Source organism: Sphingobacterium sp. 40-24, from assembly GCF_001899705.1.
Lineage (GTDB): Bacteria > Bacteroidota > Bacteroidia > Sphingobacteriales > Sphingobacteriaceae > Sphingobacterium > Sphingobacterium multivorum.
In genome coordinates, this window is record NZ_MKWH01000034.1 from 373,723 (window position 1) to 389,006 (window position 15,284).

At 39.4% G+C, this 15,284-nt stretch carries 12 protein-coding genes; 4 read left to right on the plus strand and 8 right to left on the minus strand.

Annotation, left to right across the window (positions count from 1 at the left end; translation table 11 throughout):
• Positions 1-33 precede the first annotated feature (33 nt).
• Positions 34-1,380, minus strand: coding sequence for a sensor histidine kinase (locus BGP15_RS13375; protein ID WP_286769803.1), 1,347 nt, complete (start codon positions 1,378-1,380; stop codon positions 34-36).
• Positions 1,381-1,382: 2 nt separating this feature from the next.
• Positions 1,383-2,063 (minus strand): response regulator transcription factor, encoded by a 681-nt coding sequence (locus BGP15_RS13380; protein WP_046675722.1) that lies wholly within the window; start codon positions 2,061-2,063, stop codon positions 1,383-1,385.
• Between the two features lie 236 nt (positions 2,064-2,299).
• On the opposite strand from BGP15_RS13380, the gene BGP15_RS13385 reads away from it, so the two are divergent.
• Both BGP15_RS13385 and BGP15_RS13390 read left to right on the plus strand, forming a co-directional pair.
• A complete protein-coding gene (locus BGP15_RS13385; RefSeq protein ID WP_046675721.1) occupies positions 2,300-2,689 on the plus strand; it encodes a helix-turn-helix domain-containing protein in 390 nt (129 codons plus the stop codon).
• 50 nt (positions 2,690-2,739) lie between these two features.
• A complete protein-coding gene (locus tag BGP15_RS13390) occupies positions 2,740-3,495 on the plus strand; it encodes an SDR family oxidoreductase (RefSeq protein WP_070569450.1) in 756 nt (251 codons plus the stop codon).
• A 115-nt stretch (positions 3,496-3,610) separates the two neighbouring features.
• On the opposite strand, the gene BGP15_RS13395 is transcribed toward BGP15_RS13390, so the two are convergent.
• A complete protein-coding gene (locus tag BGP15_RS13395; protein ID WP_286769804.1) occupies positions 3,611-4,141 on the minus strand; it encodes an NAD(P)H-dependent oxidoreductase in 531 nt (176 codons plus the stop codon).
• 154 nt (positions 4,142-4,295) lie between these two features.
• On the opposite strand from BGP15_RS13395, the gene BGP15_RS13400 reads away from it, so the two are divergent.
• A complete protein-coding gene (locus BGP15_RS13400; protein ID WP_046676349.1) occupies positions 4,296-4,658 on the plus strand; it encodes a winged helix-turn-helix transcriptional regulator in 363 nt (120 codons plus the stop codon).
• 29 nt (positions 4,659-4,687) lie between these two features.
• Here BGP15_RS13400 and BGP15_RS13405 read toward each other — a convergent pair whose 3' ends face one another.
• From BGP15_RS13405 to BGP15_RS13425, 5 genes are all read right to left on the minus strand, one after another.
• Positions 4,688-5,164: a DinB family protein gene (locus tag BGP15_RS13405; RefSeq protein ID WP_254667764.1), complete on the minus strand. Its 477-nt coding sequence runs from the start codon at positions 5,162-5,164 to the stop codon at positions 4,688-4,690.
• 469 nt (positions 5,165-5,633) lie between these two features.
• Positions 5,634-7,049, minus strand: a complete 1,416-nt coding sequence (locus BGP15_RS13410) for a Gfo/Idh/MocA family protein (RefSeq protein ID WP_286769805.1) — start codon at positions 7,047-7,049, stop codon at positions 5,634-5,636.
• 11 nt (positions 7,050-7,060) lie between these two features.
• Positions 7,061-8,452 carry a 3-keto-disaccharide hydrolase gene (locus tag BGP15_RS13415; protein WP_084823277.1) on the minus strand — a complete coding sequence of 464 codons (1,392 nt, stop codon included), beginning with the start codon at positions 8,450-8,452 and terminating at the stop codon, positions 7,061-7,063.
• A 246-nt stretch (positions 8,453-8,698) separates the two neighbouring features.
• Positions 8,699-10,576: a RagB/SusD family nutrient uptake outer membrane protein gene (locus BGP15_RS13420; RefSeq protein WP_286769806.1), complete on the minus strand. Its 1,878-nt coding sequence runs from the start codon at positions 10,574-10,576 to the stop codon at positions 8,699-8,701.
• 10 nt (positions 10,577-10,586) lie between these two features.
• Positions 10,587-13,754, minus strand: coding sequence for a SusC/RagA family TonB-linked outer membrane protein (locus BGP15_RS13425; RefSeq protein WP_286769807.1), 3,168 nt, complete (start codon positions 13,752-13,754; stop codon positions 10,587-10,589).
• Positions 13,755-14,783: 1,029 nt separating this feature from the next.
• On the opposite strand from BGP15_RS13425, the gene BGP15_RS13430 reads away from it, so the two are divergent.
• Entirely contained in the window at positions 14,784-15,269 is a 486-nt protein-coding gene (locus BGP15_RS13430; protein WP_070569433.1) for a hypothetical protein, read from the plus strand.
• The last annotated feature ends 15 nt before the right edge of the window (positions 15,270-15,284 follow it).

A 15,284-nucleotide genomic window follows, 5' to 3' on the forward strand; every position in this document is an offset into this window, starting at 1 on the left:
ATTAAAGTTTAATTAGAAGAGATTAGAAAAGGATTAGAATTTAGGGAATAGCAGTGATACGGTAGTTCCCAGCTCGTTCGAACGAATATCAAAGTCGACCCCCTGATCCTTAAAAACGATCTGTGCAAATGAGAGGCCTATGCCGCTGCCCTTCACCTGACCGACATTTGATCCACGATAAAAGGTCTGTTTCACAGACTCCAGTTCGGCCTTTGGGATACCGATGCCATGATCTATAATTTGCAAAGACAGTCTGCCATCTGCACTGGTCATTCGGATAAGCACTTCTTGCCCATTTGCGTATTTCAGTGCGTTTTCGATTAAATTAGAGATCGAAAGGGAGATGAGCATCTTGTTGCCCCGAAAATTAAAGTATTGTGGTTCGTCGACCTCTATATCGACTTTCAAGGGTACGGCAAATGATCTCGAAAATTTAGGTACAAGGTCCCACACGATCTCATCGATACGAAAGGTTTCCAGGGAACGTTTCAGGGCCTGATCTTCGGTCAGTAATAGAAAATTACCAATAAGCTGATTCAGAAAATTCACATGCTCGGTAATGGTTTCGGCCAGTTCACGGTATTCTTCCTCCGTTCTAACTTTTGCGCCGAAGACCTCCATTGAGCCCAGGATACCCGCTAAAGGCGTTCGGAACTCGTGGGAAACATAACTTACAAAGTTCTTTCTGATAATCATATTTTCACTGATCCGACGTAGGAGTGCATTATAACTTTCAATCAGATCCTGGAGTTCATCCTTGGTTTTTATGGCGGTCAAGGGCTCCTGAATGGTACTTAAATCTTTATGCTGAATTTCTTGGATCACTTTACGAATGGGCAGATAAGCATACTTACTCAGCCAGACCGACAACAAGGCAATACTAATCAATGCAATGAGAAAAACAAAGACAAGCGTAATGAGTAAACGGTTCAACTGATGATCAAAATCTGCGCTGGACTCTTTGACAAACACAAAGAAATCGCCCTGATTATCGGGATAATACAAACCAAAATAAAAGCTATCGGCTGTTTTAAAATAAACCGTTTTGTCTGTTTTCAGCTGGTTCAGCAAATCTGTATTAATTTGATTATCAAACCGCATACCACCATAACTCACCTTCCCCGCTGCGTTATAAACGGCTACCATCGCGCGCTTGACCAGACTTTCATATTGATTTTTGGATTCCATGTGCTTTAGCGGGCTCTGTTCGTCCGCTTCAAGGTAATAAATACCGGCTATCTTCGCATTTTTTTCCAGCGAGCTTATCAGATGTCGTTCAGAAGAATTATAAAATATCCAGTAGATGACTAGCGTTGCAAGCCCAAAAATGATGGTGAATACCAAGGTAGAAAAGAGTGTGAGTCGAATCTTTAAATTCATGGTCAGTCCGTTGTGAGCATATAACCTACCCCTTTCACCGTTTTGATAATGGAGGTATCACTCCCCGCATCAATCTTACCTCTTAAATAAGAAACGTATACATCGACAACATTGGTATTATTATCAAAATCAATTCCCCAGACGGCCTGTAAGATCGCTGTTCTTGAAAGGGTTTTATTGCGATTTTCGATCAGATACTTCAACAGTTTAAATTCTTTAGGTGATAGATCGATATTTTTACCATTCTTATGGACTTCATACCGTTCAAGATCCACTTTTAAATCATGAATTTCTACGCAGCTATCCTTTGGTACGTTTTTATAATTGTCGCGGCGTACCAAGGCTTTGATACGGCTAACCAATTCCTTAAAGGAAAAGGGTTTGACAAGAAAATCATCAGCACCACTTTCCAAGGCCTCGACTTTATCTTCAACTTCTCCTAAGGCACTTAAAATCAATATTGGAATATGATTTTTTCGATATCGGATCATCTTCGTAAATTGTATACCATCTATTCCGGGCAACATAATATCAAGTACGACAATGTCCAATGAATCCGCATTGATCCATTCACGTGCCGCTTCCGCAGATTCAACCAAAATGACCTTGTGGCCCATCTCTTCTAGACCTTTAACAACAAAGCTGCTAATACGGCGATCGTCTTCTACTAAAAGTATCTGCATATACTCAGTTTATTTTTATGCGGGATTATAAAAATTACGAATTTCTCTTAGAATTCTACAAGTATACGAATTTACAAATTAATCGTTCGGGTGATCAAGAGCAGTGTCGAGGATAAAAATCTTTGTCTATAACGTTGACGAGTCCATTATGCGGAATTCTCGATTATTCAGGTAAAAAATATTACGTCCAGTATTATTTGTTTATATTTAACCTAACAATTCGGAAAGGAATTAAAATGAACACAGCATTGCTCTCCAATAGAAAAAGAAGTGAAGAGATTACTATTCAATATTTTAACTTTTTAGATCGTCATTTAGCGGAATTGGTTCGTGGAGACAGCATAGATATGATGGAGCTTCAGGATATCGCCAACATACTCTGTGTTTCACAAAAGCATCTTATCAAGATTATACAGGAAACTTCCGGAAATCACCCCTGCTATTTTTATGTACAAAAAATATTAGCTTGTATCAAAGACCTACTCATTAATAGCGATCTGACCATTGCGAAAATTGCACAGATGCTGACATACGACCCGTCCAACTTCACCAAATTTTTTAAAAAATATGAAGGCATGTCGCCATCACAATTTCGTCAATTGAAAAAAGCGAAAAGTTCACCATAAGAGGTTCCTTAACATTTGTGAGATTTGCTATAATCAAAATTTAAATTATTATGGCAAGAAATGATGTAAAAGGAAAAGTTGTCCTTATCGCTGGTGGTGCAAAAAACCTTGGCGGATTATTAAGTCGGGATTTTGCGGCTCAAGGGGCAAAGCTGGTGATCCATTACAATAGTGAAAATACCAAAGCAGACGCTGAACAAACTCTGGAAGCTGTCAAATCCGCGGGGGCAGAAGCAATATTAGTGCAGGCGGACCTGACAAAAATTGAGCATATCACGAAACTTTTTGATGTCGCAATTGAGCAGTTTGGTGGCGTAGATATCGCCATTAATACGGTCGGTAAAGTATTGAAAAAGCCAATTGTGGATACCACGGTCGAAGAATATGACAGCATGAGTGACATCAATTCAAAAGTTGCTTATTTCTTTATTCGGGAGGCGGGTAAAAAACTGAATGCGAATGGCAAAATCTGTACGATTGTTACCTCATTATTGGCGGCCTATACGGGATTATACTCTACTTATGAAGGACTGAAAGCTCCAGTAGAGCATTTTACGCGAGCTGCTTCAAAAGAATTTGGAGAACGGGGAATTTCGGTTACTGCTGTAGCCCCGGGGCCAATGGATACGCCATTTTTCTATGGACAGGAAAGCGAAGACGCTGTTGCTTACCATAAATCTGCTTCAGCATTAGGTGGGCTAACCGATATAAAAGACATTGCGCCTTTGGTGGAATTCTTGGTCACCGATGGTTGGTGGATAACGGGGCAGACCATTTTTGCCAATGGTGGTTATACAACACGGTAAAACAACAAAGAGAAAGCATCTTGAGAAAGATGCTTTCTTGATAAGCCTATTTCTTTGGATTGATTCGTATATCACAAAAGCTAAGCAACAATAAACAAGCCCTGATATTTATTAACTAGAGTTGCTCCAAAAAACGGAGATAGCGCGTCACGCCCTCTTCTACCCATGCGGTAGATGACTCTTTTTCAATTCCATAAAAGACGAAAGGTTTTTGATAATCCGCTTTAACATAATCAAAAGTAATTTCAAAAGGACTTGTTAATTGATCCATGCTATATTTATACTTTCCTGTCTCCCTATACTCCTGCTCGTCTATCCCAGCAGAAATTGCTAATGCAATTTTCTTTCCTTCCAATTTGTAGCCACTGTTCTTACCATAAGCCCATCCATAAGTAAGCACTTCATCCAGCCATTGCTTGAAAAACGGCGGACAATTAAACCAATAAAAGGGAAATTGAAAGACAATTTTATCATATTTCTCTATCATCTGCTGCTCGGCCAAGACATCAATTTTACCATCAGCATAGACTTGGTACAATTGATGGATGTCATACAACTCAGGTTGATTTTCCAAGGCCTTAACCCAACTTTTATTTACGACGGAAGCAGCAAAATTGGGGTGAATAACGACTATTAATGTTTTCATTTTATTATGTATCTATATATGCACAAGTCACCACATTTAGCCGATTCGTAGCGGCAGTTTTAATAAACGACAGGACTATGATTTAAAAATAGCGACATAATTCCTATTTTGGCTTATCTGTAACCCAATGTTAGGTACTATAAAAAATGTGCGTATGACTAAAATCAAGACGAGCTCCACTAACTTTTCAAATAAAAAGCAACTTGAGCATAATTGCCCCGAAGTTTTTGCCGCTAATGTGATTGGTGGTCAATGGGCTCTAGCCATATGCTGCTATCTCATCAATGGCGCGCTACGTTATTCTGAAATCAAAAAATGTTTACCGGGTATCACTGAACGTATGCTCACCTTACAATTGCGCAAGCTAGAAGATGATAACATTATTAAACGTACTGTATATGCAGAAGTCCCGGCACGTGTACTTTATGAGCTGACTGCACTGGGATATGAACTCAAACCAATTATTCGAGAACTAGGGAAATGGGGAGAGAAGTTACAACAGGTTCAAAAATCTTAGACTTTAGCTGACAGAACGAAAGGTTGTTTTTAGTTCATACATCGTGCTGTTACCAGTAATTGGCCGACATGACGCTGTGCATGCTCTGCAGCGTGGAACAACAAACCAATCAACGTCGTAGGGATCCGTTTTCTACCCAAAAAACGCACTTCAGTCAGGGTGTCCGGATCAATTAACGCCAGTTTTTGCAAAGATTGCTGAATCTGCCGATGTAAGTTTTCTACAAGCGATATCACGCTTAAAGCACTATTTTCTAGACCTTCCTGACGGAGGTCGTCAAATTGTTTATCCGTTAAGGATTTATTTTCGGCATAAGTAAACATGCGATCGATTACTCCACGAATATGTTGCAGGTGAAAACCTATACTGGCGTTGCCACCCGGTTTTGTCCAAAGCTGCGCTGAGGATATTTGTGCGGTATACTTCAAAACATCTTCTTCAACTTGCAAAAGTGCATGCGCAACGGGTTGGAGAAGAGCGGGAACCCCTTCAATAGGTCCACGCATCCATACTTCTAAATTTTCCATGCTTTTAAAATAGCTAAAAGTCTACGCGGATGCTTTTTAAAATCCATAAAGCTACAGCGTTTAAAAAGAATGCAGATAGCAGTCCGTTTCGTCAAAAATACAGTTTACTCCTATAAAAATAGCTACTTCCTATAGCTTGTTTAAAGTCGATTCAATTATTTTTTAAAATAAATTTGCATAGTGTAGTAAATACACTTACATTTGTATCATCATAATTTAGGTTTATAATTGGTTATTTAAGGTTTTCATTCTCCCCGTTTGAAAACCTTTTTTTATAAATGACTGCAAAAATATAATCTTCCATCATCCTTTATCATATCACCGAATCGAGAAAAAGTACGTCCATCTTCCCATTAAAAGCAGGATAGGTTATAAAGGCTTTTCATTTCAAACATAAAAAGGGCAATGTTCACATTGCCCTTTCTTTTAGATACCCATTTAATGGCCTTTACATCTTATAATATTGCTCCCAACCTCTTGCTGGTGGAGGTCCGGCTAAGAGTGCGTTGGCAAACTTATCATTGGTCACTTCTTTTGTCTGCGTATTCAATATCAACTTACTGTTTAAGCGTTGTGCAATTACACCCAAGCAAAATACTTGGCTCAGAGGACCTGCAATTTCAAAAGCCGAGCGGGTTTTTTCTTCGCCTTTACAACCTTTCAAGAAATTAGCAAAGTGGTTTGACGGTGATTTTGGCACTTCCGGTAACCGAGACTCCATTTCCTTGGCTTTCGTTGCTGGAATAATCTGCAAGGTACTGGCATGGGAGCCACCTTTAAATATCAAATCCTTGCTGTAGATAATTTTCCCAGGATTTAGTTTGGCGGGTTCCAATTTCCCTGTACTAGGTGCAGGAATATTGGGATCCAATCCAGATACACCATAGCCTTCGGGTATAGGTGGCAAATTATCCAATCCATCATACCAATTGATATCGACTGCTGGCATCTTTTTCCTTTTTGGGAAATGAAATTTCAAGGTTGAAGACATGGGGAAAAAATAGGAATTATGCCCATCAAGCTTCACAGCAGACACTTCTGTAGGCAGCCCCAAATCTAAAAATTCATGTGCTGTATCCAATATATGTGCCCCCCAATCGCCCAGAGCCCCCATTCCAAAATCATACCAACAGCGCCATTGACCATTCACAAAATCCTTATTATAATTATGGCCAATAGTCTGCATTTGCCAAAGATCCCAATCTAATGTTTCGGGGATCATTTCTGCGGCAGGAAAACCCTTTATATTTACATCCCAGCCATGCCATCTACGCGGCATATTCATGTGCGCATCGATGCGTGTCACATCCTTAATAATGCCGGCATCCTTCCAGGCTTTAAACTGAAAGTAATTTGCTTCGGAGTGCCCTTGATTTCCCATTTGGGTAGCAAGCTTAGGGTTTTTCCGAGCTTTATTTGCCATTAGTTCGACTTCAAGGAATGTTCTCGCCATTGGTTTTTCCACGTAGACATGTTTACCTAAATCCAGTGCAAGCATCGTTATGGCAAAATGCGAAAAATCAGGAGTTCCGACACTTACAGCATCAATCTGATTTCCCATTTTGTCAAACATTACCCTAAAATCCTTAAACTTCGGTGCATCGGGAAACAAACCCAAAATTTCCTGCGTATGTTTCGCACCAAGATCGACATCACATAGCGCAACAATATTACAGAGTCCTGTTTTATAGAGTTCTTTAATGATGTCGGCAGCCCTGTTTCCCAAGCCTACACAGGCTAAGTTGACACGTTCATTTGGTTTGGCCAAATTGACATTCCCCAATACACTATTGGACAGCATAACCGCTCCTGCAGCGATAACGGACTGTTTAACAAAGCTTCTGCGCGATAAATAATGATTCATAAGAGATAGGCTTAATTCGGTGTATTAATTTTTATGCTGCGAAATGAAACACGATCACCATGGTCCTGGAGAAGAATAAAACCTTCCTTCGCTTCGCCAAAGTTTTCCCAATCTTTGTATTTACTGATCTGAACTAAATCTTTAAACGCTTTGGATCCCCGCTCATAAGACAACATCTTAATGCCATTTAAATAGTGTTCAACTTTGTTATCTGCTGTGACCACAACTCGACCTCTATTCCACTCGCCGATCGGTCTACGCGCGCGATCATCACGATTGGATGTAATGAGATCGTAAAGCGATGCCAAGGTACGATTTCCGTCACGTCCCAACTTCGCGTCAGGATGTAAAGCATCATCCAGCACTTGATATTCCAAACCAATAGCCGATCCTTTTGATTTTTCTTTTAAAGTCACAAAATACTTAACACCACTATTGGCTCCCGGACTAAGCTTAAATTCAAATGAAAGATCGAACACCGCGTATTTATCTTTTGTGACGATATCGCCACCATTGGTCGATTCACCACCGTCAGATTTTAGCACAGTCATTTGGCCATCCTTAACTTCCCAACCGCGTTCCGGAAATTTATCGCCATGTATACTCCGCCAGCCCTTATTGGTTTTACCGTCGAACAAAAGCTTAACACCTTTCTTCTTTTCAGCGTCAGCCAAGTCGTTTGGCTTCAAGTTCACGATATAAAGATCTTTTGGAAAACCTTTTGATTTGAGGTCGGTTGTTTTTATTTTAATATTCTTAAAGTACACTTTCTTTCCATCCAGTTTAGGTGGAATACCATGCACCTGCAACCCGATAAAGCCAGATCTATCGATCGTATCAACGACATAAGCAACAGGAATATCATTGATCCAAGTGCGCAGCTCATCACCAATGGCTTCAATTCGAATATGATTGAATTCCTCTACTTTATAGGCTTTTTTAGCATTTTCATTTAAATCGAGTGGATAAATCCATCCACGACGCGCCTCATCATAGATTCCACCTGTCCAAGCACGGGCAGAGGGGTCTATTTCTACTTGCCTTCCATATACACGTCCGCGTCCATCATTAGCCTTTGGATCAAGATGGCTCCGTGTCTGAATACCTGAGTTTGTTTCATTGCCTTCAAGTTTAACATCCAGCTCCAATATGAAATCACCATATTCTTTTTCAGTGATCAAAAAAGAATTGGGTGTACCTTTTGTCATTCGACCTACGATAGCATCGCCCTCTATAGAATAAGGTGCTTTTCCGCCGACAGACTTCCAGCCATTTAGCGTTTTTCCATCAAAAAGGTTCGTCCAACCTTTCTCATTACTCTTATCTGTCTGGGCATACGACATAACAGCATTGCCGACCATAGCAGCCATCAAAACAGATTTAAATAGTGTATTTCTTTTCATTGTAAAATTTAATCTTGAGTCTATTGACCCGGTTTATTTATTCATCATTGGTTTGTAACTTACAACGTGTGTCTGGCCAATTTATTGAAAATTATCAATCCACAGCTTCTCCACATTCAAGCCTGATACATATCATTTACTAAGCAGTCATTAATCATTTGACTCAGCGAAACAATAATATCAATTAATATAAGTGAAATGAATCAAATGATCTGATTTATTTACGAAAACGTTTGAAAACACTTGTTACTTACCTTCAACCAATAGCGGCGTTTTATTTTTCTCTGCACCTGGGTAACCTATATTTTGATTGATAACACCTTTAATATTGGTATTAATCGCATTAGCGGGCACAGGCCATAAGATATGGTGCACACTAATTTTATATTCGGCCCACTTATGTTTTACCCCTTTATTATAGAAATTACTTTTAGCAACCACTCTATCGTACCAGAAATTAACTCCAGTTTGTTTAATGTTCGCATTCGTTCCGCCTGGGCCGCTAATCTGTTTTAAATCATAGACACGACCACCAAAAATTTCGCATGGTTTTCGGGTCTTTGCATAGGTATAGGCAATCCTTACGAGCTCAATATGTCTGTTTTCTTCGTAATACAACTCACGTGCGCGCTCATCTAATAGCTCACCGATATTGATTTCATCTGCTGTTAGCTGTGATGCACCGGCGCGTTGACGGACTTCGTTAATGGCAATGGCAGCCTGACCAAGATCATTTTTCCAATAGTAACTTTCGGCCAACAATAAATAGACTTCTGCAGAACGGTAAATATACCACGGGGTCTCCCCGCCTTCCCATTGTGTCTGCAATGGATCCGGCACAAATAATTTGTAATGCGGCCAAGAGAACCATAGCCGAATGGAATCCTCCACACTCATTCCCACCGGTTTAACCAGATTTTTTCCATACCAGGGATTGCCCGTCTTTTTTAAGTTGGGCTCATTGTACTTCAAATCTTCCATCTTTCGCCAACTATCCCGGTTAAAGATCCCCCGCAAGTCATTATCCTCTTTGCCAGGCCTCCAAATCTGATTTGTAAAATACCAGGTTGGACGCAATCGTCCTATACCACGACCATAGTTCTTATTTAAGTCCAATGAAAGATCAGTTTCATCCGCTGCCAATGATAATCCTGCCCCCGTTTTTCCGTCTGGTGTTTTTATACCGCCGTTGTTCCAAAAAGGAACGCCATTACGCATTGTTCTGATACGATCAGAGCCATCAACTCCAGGATAAGAAACTACATACATTAAACCTTCGGTATTGGCACCATCTAATTTTGCTTCAACACTATGAAGGTCAAACATCAGATTGGTATTTGGTCTACTTTTATTCACCGTAAATCTACTTTTCATAAGTGGATGAATAGCAACAATTTCTTTGCCGATGGCGATTGCCCGATCAAAATCTGCCAAAGCCATACAGACCTTCATCAACAATACACCGCAGGCAGATTTGGAGGTACGTCCACGGTCTACTCTTTCGGGCACCCATTGATAGGCAAATTCCAGGTCTTTTCGTAATTTCTCGAGAATACTCCAACGATCGTAGCTATAGAAATCATATTTCGGTTCATTTATTTCTTTATCAATGAAGGGCACATCACCAAACTGATGCACTAATTTGAAATAACGGTAGGCACGTTGAAAATAAGCTGCTCCTAAAATCGCGTTTTTTTCATTTTCGTCTTTAAAAGTTCCGGCATCTATTCTTGAAATAATAAGATTGGCATATTTTATTCCCTTAAATCCTTCGTACCAATACCACCCCACTTTAGTTCTATCGTTGTGATTGAGATCTGCATCGGGGAGCAGTGCAATATCCATATCCATTTGTGGACCAGCTTTATCTGTTGTCCCCTCTACGGCTACTTCAGATTGGATAATCTCGGTCAGAATGGGCGCAGCATCGCCAAAAAACTCATGTCGCATATTTCTTTCACAGGCCGTTAAAGCGGAGTACATCCCTTGCGCATCGGCTAGCGCAACATCTGGTTCATAGAAAGACAGGGGTTTTGGTTTAAGCCAATCCTTACTGCACGAAAATGTAAAAACAGCCATTGAACCAATACATAAACTATATAATATATTTTTTTTCAACTTCATGATCTAGTGATTAAAGGGTAAAGTTTAAACTTAAATTATATGTGCGGGGGGCTGGGTCGCCAACATCTGCCAATGCATCGCTTTTCCAGCTTCTTTCGGGGTCTCCAAATTTAAAATCTTTTGTCAAGTATGCTACATTTCTAATCGAAGCTGAAATACGAAGCTGCTGAATTCTTAACGATTGCAAGATAAATTTTGGCAGACTGTAAGAAAGCACCATGTTGTCCAAACGCATAAAGGACATGTTGACGTAGTTTGTACCATTATTTTTTGATCCTATACGCGCGTAATCGTTGATCGGATTTTCTGGCGTCCAACGCTGTAGTGCATAGTCGGTACTCCGATCTGCAAAATTACTGTTGTTTGCAGCCTGATTAAAATCTCCATAATGCCCCCAATTGGAATAAATTAAAAATGAAAAACTCAGCTCTTTATAACGCAATTCATTTCGAAACGACCACCTAAAACGCGGTGTTGTATACCCCTGAAATACACGGTCGGCATCCGTTAAGACCCCATCTCCATTTTGATCTACATATTTAAAATCGCCAGGTTGGTTACCATATTTTGCAGCCATTTCCTCTTCCCCTAGTTGCCAGATTCCATTTCGTTGGTAGGCCCATATCCGGTCGGGATCCTGTCCAATAAACCATCTATTTTTAACATCGTCCGCTTCCTTTTGGCCGACGACATTTCCTTCACTATCTTTTACATCCACCATATCGCCATACAACTTCACAATTTTTCTCCGATTCAACATAAAGATCGCCGTCGCATTCCAACTAAAATCGCCCCTATTCATGATGTTACTATTTAAGGTAATATCAAAACCTTTATTGGAGAGCTCACCAAGATTGGCAGCAACACTGCTAAATCCGATAATTTCTGGCAATGCGCGATCTACCAATAAATCCTGGGTTGTTGCCGTATAAAAATCCAGTGCACCACTGAGACGGCCATGGAGGACTGAAAAGTCCAAACCGGCATTATACGAACTTTTACTCTCCCATTTCAAGCCCAAATTGGCCATTCTATTTACGTATAACTGAGACGAAAGATAGAGGTTTCCACTCGCATCAATATAGGGATGTAATCCAGAGGTCATGTCGGAAAGCGCTTCGTAAAGCTCAATATCACGATTACCATTTCTTCCCCAAGAAAGTCGCAGCTTACCATAATCCAACCAAGATTTGGTATTTTTCATAAAACCTTCCGCTGTAAAATCCCAGGCAAAAGCCAGGGCTGGAAAGGTTGCCCTTGGATTTTGAGCGCCAAAGGCTGAATATCCGTCGCGTCGTACAGAAGCAGTCAGCATATAGCGATCTTTAAACGAATAAAACAAGCGAGCCATTAAGGCATCTCCGGTTTGATATTTGTCTTCGCTTTCGTTCAATGGAATTGTACCGGCCTGTAATCGATGCCAGCCCAGAATATCAGAAGGTACAAACTGAGAAGCTGTGGCCTTGGTTCGCCAAAACTGCCCTTTCTCTGCATTTTGAAGCAATGTTACTTCAAAATTATGTACATCAAAACGCCGCTTCCAACGCAATACATTATCTAACTGCCAATTGTATGTTTTTTCAAATGAGCGTTCGCTACTTCCACCTTTTGCCTTCCACTCGGGATTTTTTGAAGAATCATGGTTATAATACTCGTGCCAGATAAATGAAGGGGTAAAATTGGATTGCAATTCTATCCCAAATGGCAAAGTAATCACACCGTACAAACTGGAATTCAATGTATTATAATTATTTTTTCGATCTCTAAATTGATTGTCAAAGAATGGGTTTACGGGAGTGACATCGCCTGTCGGCAGTCTTTGATAAATACTAGAAGGATCATCAAGATTATTAGATCCGAAGGGAGAAATCACTGCTGATTGTTTCCAATCGGATTTTAGAAAGCCCTCATTTCGAACGGCGAAATTTGTATTCGCCCCGACTTTTAGATAGGATGTAATTCTAGTTTCGAGATTTAGTCGTGTTCTGAAATTTTTAAACCGACTTCCAACCACTACTCCCTCCCGATCAACATGGTTTAAGGAAAAATAGTAGTTAGTGTTCTCATTACTATTCGATACAGCAACAGCATAATCCTGCTGGATCCCCTTTTGAAAAACCAAATCCTGCCAATCCGTAATCTTATTGTTCATGTAATTTTCAATCTCCGGCGTCTTAAGCTCTAATCGAGAAAGCCAAGACCTGATCAACTGATCCTCTGTTACATTTGTAACGGGGGTCTTTTGATCGTAATTATACCAGTCCAATTGATTGGTTCCATTGAGCAATCTTGGGTCCACGAACATTTCGGGGTGAGCTTTAAGATAGTCGGCTGTCCGACGACCTACTTCAAAGTCATAGCGATATTTCAAAAACTCACCAGCATTCATCACTGCAGGCATACCTGCACTTTCCACCATACCAAAATTTCCATTGAAAGTAATGGACGGTTTTCCCTTTTTACCTCTTTTTGTCGTAATTAAGATAACGCCGTTGGCAGCTTTTGCACCGTATACAGCAGTTGCACTGGCATCTTTTAAAATATCTATTGACTGAATATCATTGGGATTAATATCAGCAAATGTTCCGTCAAAAATAACACCATCCACAACATTTAAGGGGCTACTACCAGCTTTCAATGTTCCCTTTCCCCTTACCTGTAAGCTTGCATCCCCCTTTGCCGAATTTCCCTGTCCAATCACCAATCCAGCTGCATTTCCCCGCAGGAGATCCTGAACTGACCTGGGCGCCTCCTTCTCAAGCTTTTCGGTCTGAACAGAAACGATTGCGCCGGTCACATCTTTCCGCTTGGCGGTTCCGTAGCCAATAACGACAACTTCATCTAGATTCTCTGTAGATTCAGAAAGGGTGATCTCTATTTCCTTACCCACTTCTACCTCAAGTTCTTTGGACAAGTACCCTGTATGGGTAAAACTTAAAGTAACCTTAGCAGAATTATGCTGCAATTTTACACTAAAGCGACCGTAGCTATCTGTTACAGTACCTGTTGAAGTTCCCTTCACCAAAACGGTGACTTTTTCCAAAAAACGCCCATCATTAGTTTTGACGACGCCCGTTAATTCTTTTCCAGTTCCTTGTGAATGAACGGTTCCTGTCGACAGCAATAGCATACACAAAAAAGAAAAACTAACGAAAATTAAATGATTAAATTTTCTCATAGATTAAGATTTATTGGTTATTAATAAATAAAACTATAAAAAGGCTAAAAACAAGACCTTTTAGTCGTTCATATCAATTGGTTATTATTTAATCAACACAAAACAATAGTATTAATTAATAAAATACAATCAAACCTTTTTAATTCATTTATTTACGAAAACGTTTGAATGCCTATAAAAATCAAATCACGGCATCCCAACAAAATAAAGAGGATAGTTCAGCCCTCTGGCTAAAAAACAATATATAGCAAACAAAAAGCCCTTCATAGGCTTTAACACAAATAAAATTTAAAAATAAATTGAGACAAAAGAGCATAGTTTTGATAAAAAATGACATCTTTTTAAACTATAATTTCACTATATTTTAAATTAAAACAAATTTAAAATAAATTAAATTTAACGAAATAAATAATACAAACTTTACTAAATACAAAACCGTCATGACCTAGAATTTTTTTTATGGTCAGGGAAACAAAAGTCACATTCATTATTTACGTCAGGCCAAATGAAAGGATCGAAGTTTGGGACAAAACCATATCGTTGATGAGTTAGCCAAAACAGGTCTCCATCATTGGGCATTAGAAGTAATTAGATTAATCTCCAATTCTACATGCCCGCCCTTCTCATTAGCTTACTTTTAACATTGCCCCACCTAGGCCGTATAATCTAGGTAACTTCACAGTGAAAACAACTAAAAAAGTTAGCCTCAACATAGGCTCACGTTATTTGTAGGAGGAACTTGATGATACGATGGTCATAAAAAGGGCTCAACGACAGGGTCGTGTACGCAATTCGTATTATTTTAGAAAAGTAAATAAAAACAATCAGTAAAAAATTTGGAGAATACGAAAATTATATACAACTTTAAAGCACAAACACCTGCTCTAAACAGGCTACAAGTTAACAAAGGAAATTTTTTATTTTAAAACGAGGATTTTATCTTAGAATCGCTCATAGATAAAAGTCTAAATTAGTTTTTTTGCAGAAAAACTTACTTTTACTTAATGTACAAACAGTAGCATACAAAATATGACAACCAACCCCATTAAGGTATATACAGTAGTTTCAAAAGAAGTAAAAGAAGATCCAGATTTATTCACCAATCTGGAAGGTGTCTTCTCAACATATGAAAAAGCACAGGAATATATTGATCACTTCTTTGGTAATGCTAAATATGGTTATCGATCTATTGTTACGACCTATTTAGACCCCTTTCAGGAAGAAATCCAAAATAATGATTCTTATTATAGCATATCATCTCAATTAATAGGGCCGCATTTAGAAGTAGAGATCTGTAAAACTTCTTTTGCTGTTGTCCTCTCCGAAGTTGAACAATTGCGTATCGATCCGGCCACCTCAGAGAAACCCTTGGAATTAAACCTGCACTGTTTTGCTGCTTCTGAGGAAAAGGCAATGGAAAAATTCGAAAAATTAGCACAAGACTATGCAAAAGAACACAAGCTTCAATTTCAAATTAGCCCTTTTCGCATTGCAGATTCAGACCAATGCTACTAGCCTTCAATTGCAACG